The organism is Paenibacillus rhizovicinus, assembly GCF_010365285.1.
In the GTDB taxonomy this organism is placed as follows: Bacteria; Bacillota; Bacilli; order Paenibacillales; family Paenibacillaceae; genus Paenibacillus_Z; species Paenibacillus_Z rhizovicinus.
In genome coordinates this window covers 6909499-6928027 of the sequence record NZ_CP048286.1, presented here as the reverse complement: position 1 = coordinate 6928027, position 18529 = coordinate 6909499, and the positions used below count along the sequence as shown (strand labels likewise).

General features: G+C 55.0%; 19 protein-coding genes, 1 tRNA gene and 1 riboswitch. Of the genes, 6 read left to right on the top strand and 14 right to left on the bottom strand.

The window, feature by feature from the left end; genetic code table 11:
• Positions 1–46: 46 nt before the first annotated feature.
• The 3 genes from GZH47_RS30875 to GZH47_RS30865 form a co-directional block, all read right to left on the bottom strand.
• Positions 47–511 (bottom strand): NUDIX domain-containing protein, encoded by a 465-nt coding sequence (locus GZH47_RS30875; protein ID WP_162644919.1) that lies wholly within the window; start codon positions 509–511, stop codon positions 47–49.
• 295 nt (positions 512–806) lie between these two features.
• On the bottom strand, positions 807–2201 hold the full coding sequence (locus GZH47_RS30870; RefSeq protein ID WP_225446292.1) for an amino acid permease: 1395 nt from the start codon (positions 2199–2201) through the stop codon (positions 807–809).
• 141 nt (positions 2202–2342) lie between these two features.
• Positions 2343–2530, bottom strand: a riboswitch (Lysine riboswitch).
• A 182-nt stretch (positions 2531–2712) separates the two neighbouring features.
• Positions 2713–3555: a phytanoyl-CoA dioxygenase family protein gene (locus tag GZH47_RS30865; protein WP_162644918.1), complete on the bottom strand. Its 843-nt coding sequence runs from the start codon at positions 3553–3555 to the stop codon at positions 2713–2715.
• Positions 3556–3693: 138 nt separating this feature from the next.
• Between GZH47_RS30865 and GZH47_RS30860 the strand changes: the two genes are divergently transcribed.
• Positions 3694–4524 carry an AraC family transcriptional regulator gene (locus GZH47_RS30860; RefSeq protein ID WP_162644917.1) on the top strand — a complete coding sequence of 277 codons (831 nt, stop codon included), beginning with the start codon at positions 3694–3696 and terminating at the stop codon, positions 4522–4524.
• Positions 4525–4588: 64 nt separating this feature from the next.
• On the opposite strand, the gene GZH47_RS30855 is transcribed toward GZH47_RS30860, so the two are convergent.
• From GZH47_RS30855 to GZH47_RS30845, 3 genes are all read right to left on the bottom strand, one after another.
• Complete coding sequence (locus tag GZH47_RS30855; protein WP_162644916.1) at positions 4589–5068, bottom strand: GAF domain-containing protein; 480 nt, start codon at positions 5066–5068, stop codon at positions 4589–4591.
• 74 nt (positions 5069–5142) lie between these two features.
• Complete coding sequence (gene gluQRS, locus GZH47_RS30850) at positions 5143–6099, bottom strand: tRNA glutamyl-Q(34) synthetase GluQRS (RefSeq protein ID WP_162644915.1); 957 nt, start codon at positions 6097–6099, stop codon at positions 5143–5145.
• 72 nt (positions 6100–6171) lie between these two features.
• Positions 6172–6248 (bottom strand) — tRNA-Asp (locus GZH47_RS30845).
• A 229-nt stretch (positions 6249–6477) separates the two neighbouring features.
• Between GZH47_RS30845 and GZH47_RS30840 the strand changes: the two genes are divergently transcribed.
• From GZH47_RS30840 to GZH47_RS30820, 5 genes are all read left to right on the top strand, one after another.
• A complete protein-coding gene (locus GZH47_RS30840; RefSeq protein ID WP_162644914.1) occupies positions 6478–7407 on the top strand; it encodes a DMT family transporter in 930 nt (309 codons plus the stop codon).
• Positions 7408–7455: 48 nt separating this feature from the next.
• The gene (locus GZH47_RS30835; protein WP_162644913.1) at positions 7456–8388 is read left to right on the top strand and encodes a helix-turn-helix domain-containing protein; all 933 of its coding nucleotides are present in this window, start codon (positions 7456–7458) and stop codon (positions 8386–8388) included.
• Between the two features lie 124 nt (positions 8389–8512).
• A complete protein-coding gene (locus GZH47_RS30830) occupies positions 8513–10705 on the top strand; it encodes an alpha-amylase family protein (RefSeq protein ID WP_162644912.1) in 2193 nt (730 codons plus the stop codon).
• Between the two features lie 138 nt (positions 10706–10843).
• Positions 10844–11164, top strand: coding sequence for a heavy metal-binding domain-containing protein (locus tag GZH47_RS30825; RefSeq protein WP_162644911.1), 321 nt, complete (start codon positions 10844–10846; stop codon positions 11162–11164).
• 2 nt (positions 11165–11166) lie between these two features.
• Positions 11167–11415 (top strand): hypothetical protein, encoded by a 249-nt coding sequence (locus tag GZH47_RS30820; protein ID WP_162644910.1) that lies wholly within the window; start codon positions 11167–11169, stop codon positions 11413–11415.
• 171 nt (positions 11416–11586) lie between these two features.
• Here GZH47_RS30820 and GZH47_RS30815 read toward each other — a convergent pair whose 3' ends face one another.
• The 8 genes from GZH47_RS30815 to GZH47_RS30780 all read right to left on the bottom strand — a co-directional run bounded on the left by GZH47_RS30815 (position 11587) and on the right by GZH47_RS30780 (position 18472).
• Positions 11587–11817 carry a hypothetical protein gene (locus tag GZH47_RS30815; RefSeq protein ID WP_162644909.1) on the bottom strand — a complete coding sequence of 77 codons (231 nt, stop codon included), beginning with the start codon at positions 11815–11817 and terminating at the stop codon, positions 11587–11589.
• 198 nt (positions 11818–12015) lie between these two features.
• Complete coding sequence (deoD, locus tag GZH47_RS30810) at positions 12016–12729, bottom strand: purine-nucleoside phosphorylase (protein ID WP_162644908.1); 714 nt, start codon at positions 12727–12729, stop codon at positions 12016–12018.
• A gap of 198 nt (positions 12730–12927) precedes the next feature.
• On the bottom strand, positions 12928–13623 hold the full coding sequence (locus tag GZH47_RS30805; protein ID WP_162644907.1) for an ABC transporter permease: 696 nt from the start codon (positions 13621–13623) through the stop codon (positions 12928–12930).
• Between the two features lie 12 nt (positions 13624–13635).
• The gene (locus GZH47_RS30800; protein ID WP_162644906.1) at positions 13636–14535 is read right to left on the bottom strand and encodes a glycine betaine ABC transporter substrate-binding protein; all 900 of its coding nucleotides are present in this window, start codon (positions 14533–14535) and stop codon (positions 13636–13638) included.
• Positions 14536–14549: 14 nt separating this feature from the next.
• Positions 14550–15212, bottom strand: coding sequence for an ABC transporter permease (locus GZH47_RS30795; RefSeq protein ID WP_162644905.1), 663 nt, complete (start codon positions 15210–15212; stop codon positions 14550–14552).
• 3 nt (positions 15213–15215) lie between these two features.
• Complete coding sequence (locus GZH47_RS30790) at positions 15216–16364, bottom strand: ABC transporter ATP-binding protein (RefSeq protein WP_162644904.1); 1149 nt, start codon at positions 16362–16364, stop codon at positions 15216–15218.
• 350 nt (positions 16365–16714) lie between these two features.
• Positions 16715–17293, bottom strand: a complete 579-nt coding sequence (locus GZH47_RS30785; RefSeq protein WP_162644903.1) for a GNAT family N-acetyltransferase — start codon at positions 17291–17293, stop codon at positions 16715–16717.
• A 57-nt stretch (positions 17294–17350) separates the two neighbouring features.
• Positions 17351–18472, bottom strand: a complete 1122-nt coding sequence (locus tag GZH47_RS30780) for a sensor histidine kinase (protein WP_162644902.1) — start codon at positions 18470–18472, stop codon at positions 17351–17353.
• Positions 18473–18529 lie beyond the last annotated feature (57 nt).

The window sequence follows — 18529 nt, the reverse complement described above, 5'->3', positions numbered from 1 at the left end:
TGCTGTACATCTGGTTACATGTTTCGAGACTTCTATCAGATGATCATTAAGTTCTTAGAATGCCGGACTTGTTGTCGAATAAATCCTCAAAAACAGGCCGTTGTACGAGGTTGATCGAAGCCAAATCGATTTCGTCCAACGCTGTAAATCGTAATTGCAGCGATTCCCGTTCCTTGTCTTCGAAGCGCAATGTAATGCCATCCTCGCCGATTTTCCCCGCTAATTCGGCCTCCGCATGAAACAGAAACATGACGAAGACCACTTCATTGCCATCCGGGTACGTATAATTCATTCTTGGCCCCGAGTAAACGGCATGCAAGCCGTAGCTCGCAATATCGAGTCCCGTCTCCTCTTTCACTTCCCTGATCATCGTTTCCTCAACCGCCTCGCCGGGTTCCATGCCGCCGCCCGGCAGCCCCCAATCGCCATAATCCGAACGCCGCTGCAATAAAATCCGGCCTTCCGGATCCTTAATGATTGCGCCGCCTGTAACGATGATTCGTCTAGTCAAATGATCATTCCTTCTCTTCAAGATGAAAGGTTTGTAGCCCCTAAGTAGTCCCTAGGTGAATGACTTCGCCATTCGGATGGTAAATCCTCTCATACAAAAAAGAGCAAAGGCATTTGTTCGGCCTTTGCTCTTCAAATTTAATTTTTAGGATGACGGTGAAAATGACCGGAGGTCGATAGAGAGTCGGAAAAGCGTAAGCGGTCGCCTTTGTAGTCTAATTTCTACCTATACTCACTTATACGATAAATAGAAATTAGAACTACAACAGCGATTGGAGACCTCTATCGACCGCAGGTCATTCTTCCACCGTCATTCCGAGCTCGCACTCTTCCAGTTTCAAAACCTTCGTCTTGTATTTCCACTTATAGCCGAGCCATACAGCCAGGAACAGAGGAATGCCAACATAGGAAGCGAACAAGAGCATCCAGTCGACTTTGCCGTCCGAGTAGGCGCTCACGCTTTGCCCGATAATGACGATCATGCACATCACGCCCGCCATAATCGGACCGAACGGGAACCATAACGAACGGTATGGAAGATCGGCCACGTCGTGCCCTTTCGCGACGTAGACTTTACGGAAACGGTAATGGCTGATCGCAATGCCCAGCCAAGCGATGAAGCCGGACATGCCCGATGCATTCAGCAGCCAGATGTACACTTGACCGTCGCCGAAGAAGGACGCAAGGAACGCGAGCATGCCGAGCGCCGCCGTCGCGAGCAGGGCATTGACCGGAATTCCGTTCTTGTTGAGCTTGGCGAACAGTTTAGGCGCTTTGCCTTCCTTCGCCAGCACCCACAGCATGCGCGTGGAAGCGTACATGCCGGAGTTGCCTGCGGACAGCACCGAACTTAAGATAACCGCGTTCATGACGGATGCGGCGACGCTTAAGCCGGCTTTTTCGAAAATGATCGTAAACGGACTTGCCGCGACGCTATCGCTCGCCAGCGTATCCGTCGTGAACGGAATGAGCATCCCGACGACGAAGATCGCCAAGATGTAGAACAACAGGATCCGCCAAAACACGCTGCGAATCGCGCGCGGCACGTTCTGCCGCGGATTCTCGGATTCTCCCGCCGCGATGCCGACGAGCTCCGTTCCTTGGAAGGAGAAGCCTGCCGCCATGCAGACGCCGAGAACAGCGAGCCAGCCGCCCGATATCGGTCCGTCGCCTGCGGTGAAATTGCTGAAGCCCACCGCGCCGCCTTTCCAAATGCCGACGATCATGAGCAAGCCGACGCCGATGAACACGATGACCGTGACGATTTTAAGCATGGCGAACCAATATTCCGACTCGCCGTACCCTTTGACGGATAATAAATTCAGACCGACCATGAGCGCGAGGAACAATGCGCTCCATAAGAACGACGGGCTGTCCGGCAGCCAGAACTTAATAATCAGCGTTGCCGCCGACAATTCGGCCGCGATCGTAATCGCCCAGTTATACCAGTAGTTCCATCCGAGCGCGAAGCCCAGAGACGGATCCACGAATTTTGTCGCGTACGTACTGAATGTACCGGAGACCGGCATGTAGGTGGCCATTTCGCCCAAGCTGGTCACCAGAAAATAAACCATGATGCCGATGAGGAAGTAGCCTAACAACGCCCCGCCCGGCCCGGCATCGTGAATCGCTCCGCCGCTGGCCAAGAATAATCCGGTTCCGATCGAGCCGCCTAGTGATATCATCGTCATGTGACGCGATTTCAATCCTCTGCGTAACTTGTTTTCTTTCACGTTCACGTTCCGTAACGACCCCTTTAAGTATAAATAAACGCAAAAAAACCGCCTTCGTCTTAAATAAGCAAGGCAGCTTCGACTCCCTCAATTATCCGATGTAAAGATAGCGCAACATCCTGTTGTTGGATCAACAGCATGACAGTTCCGTTCCTTTCGGAAACGACCCCAGCCTGAACGGTCAGTAACCCGTGCGGCTTCGGCGATGGTGCCTTTTCATCGGAATCAACAGTCTCTACTTGACTTCCTCCGACGTACTCTTCAGCATCGCGACCTCTACCCCATCTGGATCGATGAGGGTTTGTATGCAATTGCAATAACAGTTCCCTATAATAAAGAGTCGTATTCGAAAAATCAAATGGAATTTGATGCCACAGCTTACACGGCTTAAGCCGCGCAGCAAGAAGAGACAGCCGCTTCGGCTGTCTCTTCGGACTTCAATCGCTTGCTTGTTGTTCTGCGGGCCCGATCAGTTCGCCGCGGCGGCATCTTTGAAATGTCCGCGCGGTTTCTTGCCGCTCCAGCGTTCATCGACCTGTTCAAGCGAGGACTGGAACCTGGTATCGACGCTGATCCGGTACTGATTCGTCGTGTTCTCGAGCGAACAGTGCATCAGATACATCCCGAAAATAAGCACGTCGCCGGCCTTGAACTCCGTCGTCGCCCACTTGCCGCCGAACTTGTTCGTAATGACGAGCGGATCGTCCGTGTAATGGCCGATGCCGTCGCGATCCGAATCCTTGGAGCCGTACGATTGCTTCAACTCCTCGAAATGGTGGGAATCGAGGCAGATCGCAAGGCCGCCCTTCGCATAATCGACGTCTTCGAGCGGCGACCAAACCGTATAGAGATTCTTCGTGCCGCGTCCCATATAGACGATGTCGTAATGCGCGCCCGTGAAATCGCCTTTGCCCACGGCTCTGAGCCACTTGTAATGATACGTCAGCGACTGTTCCCCGATAAATTGATCGAAGAAGCGCATAATGCGTTCGCCGTTCAACACGTTCAGCAGCTCGGGCAAATCTTCGTTCGTGCCGCCCATGAAGATCGTTTTGCTGCCGTCCGCCATAACCCCTTCTTCCAGCAGCGTATCCCGGTCCAGCTTGCCCATCTTTTGCATTTTCTGCAGGATGGCATGCCTGGCGTTCAACACCTCATCGCGATCATGAAGACCGCGAATCAGCAGATAGCCGTCTTCCAGAATCCGATTCCGCAAGGCATCGAAATCATTCACAATATCGTTTGAATCCCTCAATTCCGTTAAATGCGGTCCTCCGAGTTCCAGCTCGCGATTGCCTACTTTCAATAACATTAGCGTTCTCTCCTTCTTCGCAGCATCTTCGTCATGGTCTCATTGTAACCGCTGCCGCGCTTAACTCCCATGGAATGAACCTGCTGAAACATGTATAATCGTACTAAAATACCTCTTCATCCTGGAGGAGATCAGCAGATGGCATTTATGAATATCCCGTATGAGCTTAACGATGAGATCGCGATTCCCGCGTTTCGCTTCAAGTCGATTTGGAAAGTGCAAGCCAACGACAGCTATCAAGTCACTTCTCCGCAAGGATTTAACTGGCCAGGCATCTTCGTCACCTATGAAGGAAAAGGAATAATTAATTATGCGGATACAAGCGCCGCGTTAGATGCCGGCACCTATATAATCGTCCCGCCAAATCTTCCCTGTGCCTATCAGTGCGTCGGCGGCGATTGGAAGTTCTACTTCATCTATTTCGATCCGCTGGACATGGCGCTTGGGCTCGAGATGACCGTCGGCATACCGGTTACCACGGCCAAAATGCCGGAAGCGACTCTCATCTGCGAACGGCTGATCGACAGTCTGATCGTCCATCCGACCGGCTACGGAATCACGGTCCAGCTGTACGCGCAAGAACTGCTGCTGCTGCTCGCCAGGGAACGAGCTGCCGCCCTTCAGAGCCGCCATCCCGAGCTGGACGATATTCTGTATCACATGCACAGGCAAATCGGCCAGCCGATTCCGATCGACGATTTCGTCCGCAGAAGCGGATTGTCGCGCACCGTCTTCTATGCCCGTTTTCGATCCAGGACAGGGATGTCGCCAAGCCGCTACATGCAGGAGCTCAAGCTGTCCTCCGCCAAGGCGGCACTGGAGACGACCAGCTCGTCCATTAAGGAAATCGCCGCCTCGCTGCAGTTTTACGATGAATTCCATTTCTCTAAACTGTTCAAACAGCGGTACGGCGCTGCCCCTCGCGATCACCGGCAGCGCTTGGCGCAGCAGCCGGACGCCGGCAGCTAGAACGCAAAAAAAGCATTCCGGCAACCGGAATGCTTTTTTCATGCGTTATTGCAAGTTTGCTTCCTTATAAGGAAGCGGCAAGCTGATGGACGAACGATTCCAAGCCGCGCTGATCCACGTCATCGAAGCGGTCGAGCTCGGGACTGTCGATGTCGAGCACGCCGAACAATTCGCCGTCTTTCAGAATCGGGATGACGATCTCCGACTGCGAGGCGGAATCGCATGCGATATGTCCGGGAAACGCGTGAACGTCCGGGACGCGCACAGTCGCTCTGTCGCTGGCGGACTTGCCGCATACGCCGCGGGATAACGGGATGCGCACGCACGCAGGCAAGCCTTGGAACGGACCGAGCACGAGCTCGCCGTCCTTATAGAGATAGAACCCGACCCAATTGATCCGGTCCAGAAATTGATTCAGCAGCGCCGAAGCGTTGGCAAGGTTAGCGATGGGATCCGATTCGCCGTCCAGCAGCGATTTCAATTGGCGGACGGCGAGATCGTAGTTCTCCTCGCGCGAGCCTTGATAGTGTTCAGTATGAAACATGAGCGAACAGCTCCTCTTCTAAGATGTATGGTTTCTCTAGCCTCATGTTGTGGCTTGGAATCTTCGCTCCGCCGTCAATCGACTAATTGGCTGAGCATATCATCCGTAACCTGCACGTCATCCGACCTGACGAGACTGACGCTGAAATGCCCGACCAGCTCGCTTGCACGGACCGGTTCGATGCTGTCGGTTAAGCCGCTCACGGCCGCCAGCCAGCCTACGACCTTCTCGGGCGTTGCGCCCGATGCCCGAAGCGCGGCCAATGACAAGGCGCCGTGCCTCTTGGCCAGACGTTTGCCGTCGGTGCCGTACAAGAGCGGCACATGGGCAAACCGCGGCGGATGCAAGTCAAGCGCTTCATAGAGCTGCAGCTGTCGCGGCGTGGAATCGAGCAAATCGGCGCCGCGCAGCACATCGGTTACGCCCATCGCGGCATCATCGACGACTACGGCGAGCTGATAACTCATCATGCCATCGGCCCGTTTCACTACGAAGTCTCCCCCTGCCCCGGGCAGAAAAGCTTGCGGACCCGCAACGGCGTCGTCGAATCGAACGGCTTGCGAATCGATGGCGAACCGAAGCGACGGCTGCTTGTTCCGGCTGCGCGCCGCCCGTTGTTCCGGCATGAGCGCGCGGCAAGTGCCGGGATAAGCCGGCCCTTCGCTGCCCAAGCCATGCGGCGCGCTGGCGACGGCGGTCAGCTCGGCTCGGCTGCAATAGCAATCGTAGAGCCGCCCTTTCCGTTCCAAGACGGCAAGCGCGGTTTCATAGCGGTCGATTCGCTCGCTCTGCGTATAGGGCGAGCGGTCGCCGCCGATATCCGGTCCCTCGTCCCAGTCCAGCCCGAGCCAGCGCAAGTCCGCAATGGCTTGCTCCGCCAGCTCCGGCCTGGAACGCGTCGTATCGACGTCTTCCATCCGCAGCAGGAACGTGCCGCCCGCGCTTCGCGTCTGAAGCCAGGCAAGGAGCGCGGTTCTCGCGTTTCCGATGTGCATCAGCCCCGACGGCGTCGGGGCGAATCGTCCTCTCATGAGGGCGTCAGCCCCTTCCTATGCAAAAATGAGCAGGAAGAAAGCTCCTGCTCAATCAATGTGAATATAGGATGGCGGAGCCGACGGGATTCGAACCCGCGGTCTCCTGCGTGACAGGCAGGCATGTTGGGCCACTACACCACGGCTCCGCGTATGAAGACAAGCAAAATCATACCATGCCGGATAACTATCACGCAAGACTAGGTAATGAAATAAATAACATATTTGTTTGCGGATCCAATTCCATGATCCGGAAAAGCGGGATTGATAACAATAATGTTATGTACCCGATAAGAAACATTCATTATATTTATGCTAAACGAAGCTGTAACATGGGAGACAGATAAACAGAGCTATCACCATAGGAGATGATTGAACATGCTGCAGTTATCGCGTCAGCGTACTGTGCTTTACCTTGCTTTTCTCGTTATTGTCTGGGGCGTCAACTGGCCGCTATCCAAATCCGCGCTGCAATTCGCGCCTCCGCTCCTGTTCGCGGGCTTGCGGACGATGATCGGCGGACTGATTCTCGTCGCGATCGCCCTGCCAACCTACAAACGGATCCAATTCCGGCAAAATTGGCCCATCTATCTCGTCTCGTCCGTGCTGAACATCATTCTTTACTATGGCTTGCAGACCATAGGACTTAAATATTTACCGGCTGGTTTATTCTCATCCATCGTCTTCCTGCAGCCCGTACTTCTCGGGATCTTCTCCTGGCTGTGGCTCGGGGAGCGCATGTACGGATTGAAGATCTTCGGCTTGCTGCTCGGCTTCCTGGGCGTCGCGGTCATCAGCGTCAGCGGCGGTTCGGGCGAATTCTCGCTGGCCGGCGTCCTGCTCGCGATCGGCAGCGCGGTCTGTTGGGCGCTTGGCACCGTCTTTATGAAGAAGAATGCCGCGCGGACGGACACCGTCTGGGTCGTTGCGCTTCAAATCACGATCGGCGGCATCGCGCTTCTGCTGTCGGGCACCGCTTCCGAGAGCTGGTCGGCGATCACGTGGAATTCATCGTTTATTGCGAATTTGCTGTTTATCTCCATCTTCGTCATAGCGCTGGGATGGCTCGTTTATTTCAAACTCGTCGGATCCGGCGAAGCGAGCATGGTCGGTTCTTTCACGTTCCTCATTCCGCTCATCGCCATCTTGTTCAGCGTCATGTTCATGGGCGAAAAGATTTCCTTCAAGCTCGTGGTTGGCCTGGTGCTCATCGTCGCCAGCATCGTGTTCGTGAACAAGAAACCGAAGTCGCTGCGCGGCAAGTCGGGCAGCCCCGCCGCTCCGCTCGGACGTACGGCCAGCCGCTGAAGAACTTTCCGTCGTCCAGGTGTCCTATATTACGATCGTTCCTTTATAATGGAGAAAACGTCATTCTCGCCGAAAGGAACCGTCATGTCCAATCTCGAACCCGATCTCGCGGCGCTGCACCCGCAGGAAACGCTGGACGCGCTGCGCGATTTCCGCTTTGCGCCTTATATTACGCTGGCCCACATTTTTCATGCTCCCCGGGACTGGGGGTTCTCCAATCGGACGCTGAAGCAGTACGCGCTCAATTACGTCATCGACGGCAAAGGCGAATTCGCCGTCGAAGGAGAGACGCATCAAGTCGCCAAAGGCGACGTCTTCTTCTACCGGCCGTACGAAACGCATGGCTTGCGGGCACTGCCCGGACGCCCTTTCCTGTCCATCACCATCGTATTTCATTTTGCCGATTTGCCTTTTCCGCTGGAGGATGTTTTCGCGGGCATGCATATGCTCGGTCGTTACAACGGCCGCTCGGTGGAGCATCAATTCGCCGAGCTTGTCGCCAAGTACCGGCTGCCCGGAGCCCCGAACCGTCTGGCCTGTCAGTCGCTGCTGCTCGCCATACTCGCCCGCGTGTCCCAACAACCCGCGGCAGGCGCAGAAGCCGACGCGGCAGGACCGAGCAGCAACGTGGCACGCTTGATGCTGGTCAAGAACCACATCGAGAATCGTCTCGAGGAGCCGCTCGACGTGCCTGAATTAGAACGGTTGACCGGATTGACGTGGAACTACCTGATCCCGGAATTCAAGAAGGCGTTCGGCACGACGCCGATGCAATTTCTGATCTGGGCGCGCATCTCGAAGGCGAAGGAACTCGCGCTTCAAACGCCTCTCTCCTTCGGCGAAATCGCCGAACGGGTCGGGTATCACGACGTCCATGCTTTTGGCAAAATGTTCAAAAAGAAAACCGGCATGAGCTTAACCGACTTCTGCTCCTCCATTTACGTGACCGATCATAGGAATCAATGGCCTGAACAACGATAGCGTTCCCTGGTATGCGATTGTCCAAATCGGTATTTTGGACACCCATTCCTTCATAGGGGCTACTTACTTTTACTGCTGGCGCTTCTATAATGAAAGCGAATCCACAGTGAAAGGAAGATCAGCCTTGACTAAGACCTTGAACACGATCATTTCGCATGAGACTGCCGGCATGAAGCTGGTTTGGGATACGGAACAGGATGCAGCGCGGCTGTCGGTTGCGGTTAATGCCGCAGCATCGGCGGAGAACAGCCCGGCGCGCACGGTTTGGACAGGCAGCCTGCTGCCCGCAATCGAGCTCTATGCCGACGGGAAACAGCAGTATGTCAAAGCTTCAGCTGCCGGATTGACGGCAGGCGCTTCCGGGGAATGGGCGATCCGACTTACCTTCGGGGAGTATGGAACCGGTACGCTCGTTTGCGAAACGCAAGCTTGGGGCATTCGCATGAAGCGGCTTCAGGCTGCATGGAACCGCGACGTTCACCTCGTATCGCTGCAGTTCGGTACCCGTCTGCTGACGGAAACGGAACGGCTCAGCACGCCGCGCGCCGACAGCCATTATTGGCCGGACTGGGCTGCCGAAGGCTTCTGCGTGCCGGCTGCAGGGTCTTCGCCGACGCATTCGTTCTGGCGCTCGTGGGATATGGGCGGCGCCCGCCTGCCGCTCGGAAGCTTCGGCGACGCCATGGGTACGCCGTATGCGGCTGCTTTTCCACGGCCGTTGTATGCAGCCGCGATGGGCGGCAAGCACGGCTGGCTCGCCTTCGGCCCGGGCGAAGTGCCTGACGCCCCGCTGACGCTGCACATTCAATCCGCGACGGCGTGCATCCATTATGCTTACCGCGAAGACCTATGGGGCGCGCCGGATCCGCGCAGCCGCCAGTGGAGCGATCCGCTGCGCCTCGCTTGGGGCGAAACGGGCTACGATGCGCTTGGCGCGCTGTTCGATACCTTCGGTCCGTTCGAACCGAAGTCTCCCCATCATTTGCGTTCTTTCCTATGTACGTGGGGCGATTTCAAGGAAAACCGTTTCGATCTGAAACAAATCGCGGAACGCGTGTCCGGAACGACGCCCGCGGACATGATCGTCATGGACGATTCATGGGAGACGTTCGTCGGCAGCGCCGAGCCCGATCTCGAGCTCTTCCCGAACTTCGACGAGGACATGGCGCGTTTCCGCGACAACGGCTACGAGCTCGCTTTCTGGCAGAGCGTCGGCTGGACGGATGATCCCGAAGCGCAAGGTCTGACGGCGGATGATCTATTATGCGGTCCTGACGGCCAGCCGCGCCGCTGGCGCTGGTCGGGCAGTCCGTTCGGCAGCAGCTTCCATTACCTGCTCGATCCAAGCTCGGCGCGGACGAGACAGCTCATTCAGGAGCGTACCGTCCGTCTCGTCAACCGTTACAAACCGGCTGCGCTTAAACTCGACTTCGGCTACGGCTTCCCGGGTCCGGACGCCGCGGTTCCTAGAGATCCCGCTTATCGCGGAGAACGGCTGGCATTCGAATTGCTGAAGCTGATCTACGATGCGGCGAAATCCGTCGATAACGCGATCACCATTATCTATTACGGCATCCATCCGCTCATGCGTTCCGTATCCGATCTCATCAATCTCGACGATCTGGGCGATGCGGGCGACAGCGCGGAGCATGAATTATCCGGCCATAACCAGCGCTGCCTCTGGGCTTCGCTCGCGGCTAGGCACGGGATGGCCGTCAATACGTCGACCGGTTATTATTGGGATACGCTCGGTTCCATTCTGCTCGATACCGCCGTCGTCGGGGTCAACGGACTTACGCTCGGCGAGTGCGATAACGATGGCAAACGGATGACCGCAAGCGACATCCAGCGCTGGACGGCACTTCAAAACTGGCATCGGCGCACTTGCGGCTGGAAGCCGCTCTTGCTGGATGCGGGCACGGGAAGCCTGAAAGGCGAACCGAAGCTCGGCTCATGGGGCCGTTTGGAATCCGATGCCGACGCGGCGGATGCCGGTCTTCTGACGGCATTGGCGCTGCGCAGCGAAAGCTCCTCGGCCGTAAGTTATCCTGTTGCAGGCACCGTGGCGTTCACGGGCAATTGGGCGCTTATCGCCCAGGATAACGCCGACTTGAGCGACTCGGCCTCGGTCGCTTGCATCCCGTTCGCGGCTGGCGAAATCGCGTTTAGCCGTCCGTTCAACCAGGTGCGCGAATTCACCGCGGAAGGCGGCAAGCTGGTGTGCGTACGCACCCTTCAAGCGAGCGAATTGCCTGAAGGCAAGCTGGTCGTGACGGCTGATCGCCTTGCATCGATCGTCGGCTATTTGTTGGACTAACATTTCTCATGCAGCAGCGCCGCGGCTCCTTGATCGCAAGGAGCCGCGGCTTTTTTTGTTGGCGCCCCCTTCTATTTTGCTATCCGGATGCCTGGCGTGGTAAAGTCAAAACATAACATCACTAAAGGAGAGATGAACATGCTCGTCGTCACGACAGAGAACATCGCCGGTCATCGCATCGAACGCGTCTTGGGCCATACCTTCGGCGTAACCGTAAGAAGCCGCGGTATCGGCGGCAATGTCACGGCTGCTTTCCGCAGCTTGGTTGGAGGCGAAATCAAGGAATATACCGAGATGATCGAGGATGCGCGCAAAGCAGCGATCGACCGGATGATCAAGAACGCCCATGCCATGGGGGCGAACGCGATCGTCATGATGCGGTTCGATTCGGGGGAAATCGGTCAGACGATGTCCGAAATCGTGGCCTACGGGACGGCGGTCGTCGTAGAGAAGGAGTAATCATGTCTTTCGTGATCGGCTTCTATTTCATCGCCGCGCCTCTCATCGTCATTGCTTGTATAATCGGAACCATCGTCTACCGGCGCGATCGCTTGAAGCAGCCGGTAGGCGAGCCTCCCTTCGATTATCAGAAAACGGAGGAGCAGTTCATCGATCCGACGACGGGCATCAAGCAGCAGGTCTGGTATAACCCTCGCACGGGCGAGCGCTATTATCAAAATATTTCCGATCCTAAGCAAGGGAAACGTTAGCCTCCGGGCTCGCCGCAACACGCGTTCTTCTCCGAAGTCCTCATTCACAATGATGTAAACAACAAACCGCCGGAGCAAGTCGACAACAGCGTGTGAACGCTTGTCGCAACTTTGCTGCCGGCGGTATTTGGTTAAGCGATTGCAAGCGTTTTCGGAAATTCTAGGGCTAACCTACAGGTTCTCGGCCATTCGTCTCATCGACGCGCCGTTACCGGCATGACCGTTGAAGTAAATCGGGAAAACGGGGTTTGCCTCGCCGATCGCTCCGAGCGCGGAAGCAGACGGCTGCTGCGTCGCATCGTTCATCGACGCAGCCAATTGATCCGCGATTCTCCGTAAAGATTCGCCGTTGCCTGCATAACCATTGAAATAGTGCGGGTAATTGTGATTATTGTCCTTCATGGTTTCACCCCCTTTGACATCCCTATTCGACAGCGAGGTCCTAGTTCCTTTTTCCCCCTACATATCCTGTATAATCCTTTTTTATTTATACTATTCCTAGTAGAAAGAGCCTAGACGTTGTCGTCTAGGCTCTTTCTGATCGTCACAATATGTTTCAAGATTCTCGTCTCGTCTTGTCTCGTCTTGTCTCGTCTTGTCTTAAGACGTTTGAATCGCCGCCTCCAGCGCGACATAGATCATATCGTTGAAGGTCGTTTGACGTTCTTCGGCCGTCGTGTCGGTTTCGCCGCTGAACAGATGGTCGCTTACCGTGAGGATGGACAATGCTTTGGCTTTGTAACGAGCGGCAAGCGTGTAGAGAGCGGAGCTTTCCATTTCCACTGCCAAGACGCCGTACTCGGCTAACTTCTTCACGGGTTCCATGCTTTCGCGATAGAACGTATCCGCCGTCAAGATATTGCCGACCTTAACCGAAAGCTGACGTTCCTGGCTCGCGCGATAGGCGCGCTGCAGCAAATCGAAATCCGCATGCGGCGCAAAGCTGAACCCGGGGAACAGCAGCTGATTGGCGCTCGAATCCGTCGTGGCCGACATGGCCATGACCACGTCGCGCACCTTCACGTCCTGCTGAATGCCGCCGCACGTTCCGACGCGAATCAACTGCTTCACGCCGTACTCGCGCAGCAGTTCATTGACGTAAATCGAAATCGACGGTACGCCCATCCCCGTCCCTTGAACGGAAATCCGTTGGCCTTTATACGTGCCCGTAAAGCCGAACATGCCTCGCACCTGGTTGTAGCAGCGCGCGTCCTCCAGGAAATTCTCCGCAATGTATTGCGCGCGCAGAGGGTCTCCGGGCAAAAGGATCGTTTCGGCGATATCGCCCGGGTTTGCGTTAATATGTATACTCATTCAGCGCCGTTGCGAGCGATGCACGCATCGCGTATCGCAACGGCATTCACCTCCGTTATATGTAGGAATCCATGCTTCAGCTCCGATCGACTGCCGATCGCCGCATACGGCTACATATTACATGATTGAACGTTGGAAGTAAACGAATCGGCGGCGTATCGTCTTCCTCTTCATCGCCGCCGTTCGCTGCGCGTCTGGTTAGCCTTGCGCTTTCGGCGTCGGCGGAAGGACGTTCCTTGACCGCTTCCGATCCGGCTTCAGCATACGCTGCAGCGTGCCCAGCACGATGTCGGCGACGATCGCAAGCAGCGCCGCGGGCACGGCTCCCGCGAAGATCCGCAGGGAATTGCCGTTATTGATGCCCGCATAGATTTCCCGTCCGAGCCCGCTTCCGCCTACGAGCGGAGCGATGGTAGCAACGCCGATCGCGATCACGGCGGAAATTCGCAAGCCGGTCATGATGTACGTCAGCGCGAGCGGAAAGCGAATCTGGAACAAAATTTGCATGGTACTCATGCCGACGCCCCGCCCTGCTTCCACATAGCTTGGATTGATCTGTTGCAGTCCGATGTAAGTATTCCGAACGATGGGATTAAGCGAATAGAGAAACAGTCCGACGACGACCGTGGTTGACCCGAGTCCCATGATCAGCAAGAGCAGTACCAGCATGGCCAAGCTTGGAACAACCTGCAACACGTTCATCACGGCCAGAATAATGCGAGCCAGCGCGCGATTGCGCGTACAGATCGCTCCCAGAGGAACGCCGACGAGAAAAGCCAACCCGACGCCGGTAAGCACCATTACGATATGCTGATAAAGATAGCCGAGCAGCATCCCCCAGTTCCGCTGCACATAATCGATAAAATCCCAAAACGTTAGATGTGGTTCCGTCATTCGTTGTTCCTCCTATGACTTAAGCAAGCCGACTCGCTTCAAGTAAGCGATGGCGACTTCGCGTTCGCTTTTTTTCTCGATATCGACCTCGTAGTTAAGACCGATCATCGTCTGCGCATCGATCGTTCCGATCAGCGCCGATACGGCTTTCACCGCTTCCGGATACTTCTTCGCGGCATCGTTTCGAATTACAGGCGAAGCGTCGTAAGGCGGGAAGAATTGCTTGTCATCCTTCAATGTTTTCAGGTTATACGCCTTTAGGCGCGAGTCGGTGGAATAAGCAAGCACGATATCGACTTGATTTTGGGCAACCGCGTTATACACGAGGCTTAATTCCATCGGATACGTCTTGCCGAACGTAATGCCGTAATACTTCGAGAATGCGGGATATCCGTCCGTGGGACGTTCAAGCCATGACGTATCGACGCCAAGACGCATCGTAGACGCATCTGCTTGGATGTCGGATATCGTCTCGTACCCTTTGGCCTTGGCAAGATCCTCCCGAACGGTAAAGGCATACGTGTTCTCGAACCCGAGCGGATCCATCCAATCGAAGTCGTAATATTTATTGAAACCGGCTTGCGCCTGCGCCAGCACCTGCTTGCGGTCCTTGGTCGGTTGAATCGGGAAATGATTATTGAAAATTTCGCCGGAATACAACGTGCCCATCTGCAAATCATTTCGTTTCATGGCCTGCAGAACGACCGGGCTCGAAGCAAGATCCGGAATGATATCCACTTTGACATCCGTTTGGTCTTCGATTAACGCTTTGTACATTTCGGCTAAAATTTTGGTTTCGGTAAAGGTTTGCGCGCCGATCGTGAATGTGGATCCTGTGCCGCATGCACTGAGGATCATCATCATCGCGCACAATCCGAGCAGCAATATCGTTTGGGTCCGTTTAATAATCATCCGTTTCCTCCATGTCAGATCGTCATTCGTTTTGCCCCGCCGAACCGCCCGGTCAACCATCTTTCAAGCAAGCCAAGCAGATAATCCACGATCAAAGCGAGCAGAATGGCCCCTAAGGCTCCCGTAACGATGAGTTCGGGTTTGTTGACCGCCATGCCCGATACGATCAGTTGACCCAAGCCTCCCGCTCCGATCAAGGTCGCGAGCGTCGCCCAGCTGATGATGTATACCATCGTCACCCTGACGCCCGACATGATATAGGGCAGCGAGAGGGGCAGCTGGACGAGCAAGACGCGCTGCATCGTTCCGTACCCCATTCCTCTCGCCGATTCGAGCACATTGCGGTCCACGGACTCGAAGCCATCATACGTATTTCGAAGAATCGGCATGATCGTGTACAGCAGCAAGGCGACGATCGCGGGCTTGGTACCGATCCCCATCAGCGGTATAAGAACGGCGAGAAGCGCCAAGCTCGGCACGGTTTGCAGCAAATTGGCCACGAAGAAGACGATGCCGTTGATCCATTTGATCTGGTTGTACACGAGCGCGATACCGAGCGGTACCGCGACGATCGTGCCTAGTACGATCGCGGTCAGCGATATGGCCAAATGCTGGCCCAGCGCGTGGAGAATGTCGGCGTAGCGATCCTGCAAGAACGTCCAATAATCAACTAGCATCCGTTAATCCTCCTCCGCGGGGGTAGGGTGTATCTCCGCCAAATGGCGCACGATGCTGCCCCTCGTAATCAGTCCGACAAGCCGGTCGTGGTCATCGATGACGGCTAAATTGGACAGCTGGTTTTGGCTCATCATCTCGACCGATTCGGACAGCAAGGAGCCGCTGCGCACGAAATAACTCACGGGCTGCATCACGTCGGCCACCGTAATATTTTCCTCCCCGTAATGCTCCAGCACTTTGAAAATCGATACGATCCCTTTCAGCTGCCGCTGACGGTCAATGATAAACAGCGTGTCGACCTTCCGTCGTTCCATAATGCGGATGGCTTCGGCCAGTCCCCTGTTCGGATAAGACGTTACGGGCTGGTTCACCATGACTTCGTTTACGGTAGGGCTGCCGTAGAGATGCTCCTCCTCTTCCTGATGCAGCCGCTTCTGGCCGATGAAGGACTCCACGAATTCATTGGCCGGGTGGCGCAATATCCGCTCCGGCGTGTCGGCTTGGACAACTTCGCCGCTCTTCATGAGGACGATCCGGTCCGCGATCTTGAGCGCTTCATCCATATCATGCGTGACGAAGATAATGGTCTTGTGCAGCTCTTGCTGCAGCCTTACGATCTCGTCCTGCAGCTGCTCGCGGCTGATCGGGTCGAGCGCGCTGAACGGTTCGTCCATGAGGATGATATCCGGATCCGCCGCGAACGCGCGAATGACGCCGATACGCTGCTGCTGGCCGCCGCTCAGTTCGGAAGGATAACGGTCCCGGTACGTTGCAGGGTCCAGTCCGACTAGCTTCAACAGCTCGTCGACCCGTTGATCGATTCGGCCGGCCGGCCATTTCTTCAACCGGGGGACGACCCCGACATTGCGCCCGATTGTCATATGAGGAAACAAGCCGATGCTTTGAATGACATAGCCGATGCCGCGCCGCAGCTCGACGGGATCCATCTCGCGCGTATCTTTGCCGTTAATCAATATCGAGCCGCTGGTCGGAGTGACGAGATGGTTGATCATTCTCATCGTCGTAGATTTTCCGCAGCCGCTCGGGCCGATCAGGACGGTTAATTCGCCCTGTTTAAATTCAAGATTGATATTCTTCAATGCTTGATATCCATCTGCGTAAACCTTATTCACGTTGTTCATGACAATCATGCAGCTACCAGTCCTTTTCGTCATACTATTTCCATAAATCCTAATTAAATCCAATCCAAACAAAAATGAATGCAATTATTTGGAAGGGGCAACAAGCGACCTATACAGTTAACCTTGTCGGCAATGGTTTAAAACATGGAAAATTATTGATCTTCGCACAAAAAAGATGGCGCAGCGTCTAACCTGTCCCATCTTTTCTGCGATTTTGGTCCGCTGCCGCTTACGTCTTCTCCGTTTTCTTTATCTCCTGCAACGGTTTCTATACCCGCCGGCTATGCCGCTTCAACAGGAAAGAGAGGAGACGAATAATCGTCCCCCCTCTTTCGAAGTCGCGCGTGCAGTTCACCCTGCTATTTCGAACGATAAGCCCGTTCATGGTAGCGCGTGATCGCTTTGAACAGCGTTCTGCCGTCATCGCCGGCCAGCAGCGGTTCATCATCGTCAAACGGCAAGTACATGGCCCGGTACGTCTCGGGAACCCAGACATAGGCGTGCACGTAGGCGGTGAGCCGAAAGCCGGTTTGCTGCCAGAATCGAATACGGCCGGCATTCTCCTCGCTCTCGTCGGCCTCGACTTCGATGACCATCCCGAGGCATCCCGGCATCGTTCGGACCGCCCACTCCCGCATGTCGCCGATGCAGCGGCGCCCGACGCCGCTTCTCTGGCGGGAACGCCGCACGGCAATATAATCGATCACCAGCAGCGCGGTGCGGGCATCATAGGCGGTCAGAGCCATTGCGATCGTTTCGCTGCCTTGATGCCAGGAATGCAGCGTGCAAATTCCGCGTTCGAACATCCGGCGAACGATCGGTTTGTTTTTCCGGCCGTGTTCGGGGAACGCTTCCTCATAAATCGGTTCCGCCGAAGCCCATGCCGCTTCGTCCCATCGATCGGTCGTCCGGTGATCGATCTTCAAGTCATTGTTCATCTTGCAATCCATCCTTGATGCAGCGTATTGTATCACCCGATTGAACGGACTTGCTGCTTATGATTCCATTAAACGACTGAAGCGCACGATGAAAGAAGTCGCATCCCGGCTCGTTTCGAACGTGATCGCTCCGTTGTTGCGTTCCACGATTTGCTTGCAGATCGCAAGACCCAGGCCGGTACCGTCGGTTTTGCCCGTGACGAACGGATCGAACAGTTTCTGTTGGATTTCGCGCGGGATTTCAGGTCCGTTATTCGTTATTTTCACGTAGGCATGCGTGTCTTCGGAATAGGTTTGCACCACGATGCGCCGGTCATCCTTCTTCTCGCGCAGCGCATCGATGGCATTATTCAGCAGATTGGAAAACACCTGAATGACTGAAGCCTCTTGAATCAGGATCTGGAGCCCATCCTGCCGATTCAGGTTCAATTCGATATTCTCGTTCAGCAGCAGCGGGTTCACGAGCAGCAGCGTCTTCTCGATCAGCAAATTCAACTGCGCGGACGTGTATTCTTCATCGGCGATCGGTTTGCGCGAGAAACTAAGGAATCCCTTGATTTGCTGCTCGATATTCTGGAACTCATGATCGATGATGTCCAAATATTTCTTGACTGCATCCTGCCCGGTCGCAGGCAATGCTTTACGTATGAGCGCGACGAAACCATTGATCGTTGTGAGCGGATTGCGGATCTCATGGGCCATGCTGGACGCCATCTTGCCGATTAAATTCAATTTATCGGCGTGCATATCCTCGATCATTTTATTCTGCTGTTCGATCTTGCCTCGCACATGATCCCAGAAATATTGATAGATCGTTAGGACGAAGGCGTCGAGTCTGGAAGCCACGCTCGCAATAATACGGACTAATTCGGAACGTTCGACGTCGAATTCGGAGATCGTCTCCAGGAATGCTTCACGGAAGAATAAGGAGCCTTGCAGGATATGGTTGATCGGAATATTGTTCTGAAACAACTCTTCGCACCATTGCTCGTATCCCTTATAACGGCGATGCTGTTCTATTGGAATATGGATATCGGCAATGATGTCGATGAAGAACAACCCTCTTAACCGCAGTGCATCCAAGTTATATTGCCGATGATAAGCCATATCCATTCGGTGGATCCAATTGGCGACAATGGTATCCTGATGCGTTTCGAAAAAACGTTCGATTTCGCTCATGATTTCCTCCGACAGATTGAGTAGATGTATCCTAATTCAACATTCCGTCTCTTATTT

Coding starts and splice junctions, on each gene's coding strand:
- GZH47_RS30785 (WP_162644903.1), bottom strand. CDS start 17,293: ATGAACAATGACTTGAAGATCGATCACCGGACGACCGATCGATGGGAC.
- GZH47_RS30835 (WP_162644913.1), top strand. CDS start 7,456: ATGGAGAAAACGTCATTCTCGCCGAAAGGAACCGTCATGTCCAATCTC.
- deoD (WP_162644908.1), bottom strand. CDS start 12,729: ATGAGTATACATATTAACGCAAACCCGGGCGATATCGCCGAAACGATC.
- GZH47_RS30795 (WP_162644905.1), bottom strand. CDS start 15,212: ATGCTAGTTGATTATTGGACGTTCTTGCAGGATCGCTACGCCGACATT.
- GZH47_RS30855 (WP_162644916.1), bottom strand. CDS start 5,068: ATGTTTCATACTGAACACTATCAAGGCTCGCGCGAGGAGAACTACGAT.
- GZH47_RS30840 (WP_162644914.1), top strand. CDS start 6,478: ATGCTGCAGTTATCGCGTCAGCGTACTGTGCTTTACCTTGCTTTTCTC.
- GZH47_RS30870 (WP_225446292.1), bottom strand. CDS start 2,201: ATGACGATGATATCACTAGGCGGCTCGATCGGAACCGGATTATTCTTG.
- GZH47_RS30800 (WP_162644906.1), bottom strand. CDS start 14,535: ATGATTATTAAACGGACCCAAACGATATTGCTGCTCGGATTGTGCGCG.
- GZH47_RS30780 (WP_162644902.1), bottom strand. CDS start 18,472: ATGAGCGAAATCGAACGTTTTTTCGAAACGCATCAGGATACCATTGTC.
- GZH47_RS30820 (WP_162644910.1), top strand. CDS start 11,167: ATGTCTTTCGTGATCGGCTTCTATTTCATCGCCGCGCCTCTCATCGTC.
- gluQRS (WP_162644915.1), bottom strand. CDS start 6,099: ATGAGAGGACGATTCGCCCCGACGCCGTCGGGGCTGATGCACATCGGA.
- GZH47_RS30825 (WP_162644911.1), top strand. CDS start 10,844: ATGCTCGTCGTCACGACAGAGAACATCGCCGGTCATCGCATCGAACGC.
- GZH47_RS30865 (WP_162644918.1), bottom strand. CDS start 3,555: ATGTTATTGAAAGTAGGCAATCGCGAGCTGGAACTCGGAGGACCGCAT.
- GZH47_RS30860 (WP_162644917.1), top strand. CDS start 3,694: ATGGCATTTATGAATATCCCGTATGAGCTTAACGATGAGATCGCGATT.
- GZH47_RS30790 (WP_162644904.1), bottom strand. CDS start 16,364: ATGATTGTCATGAACAACGTGAATAAGGTTTACGCAGATGGATATCAA.
- GZH47_RS30815 (WP_162644909.1), bottom strand. CDS start 11,817: ATGAAGGACAATAATCACAATTACCCGCACTATTTCAATGGTTATGCA.
- GZH47_RS30805 (WP_162644907.1), bottom strand. CDS start 13,623: ATGACGGAACCACATCTAACGTTTTGGGATTTTATCGATTATGTGCAG.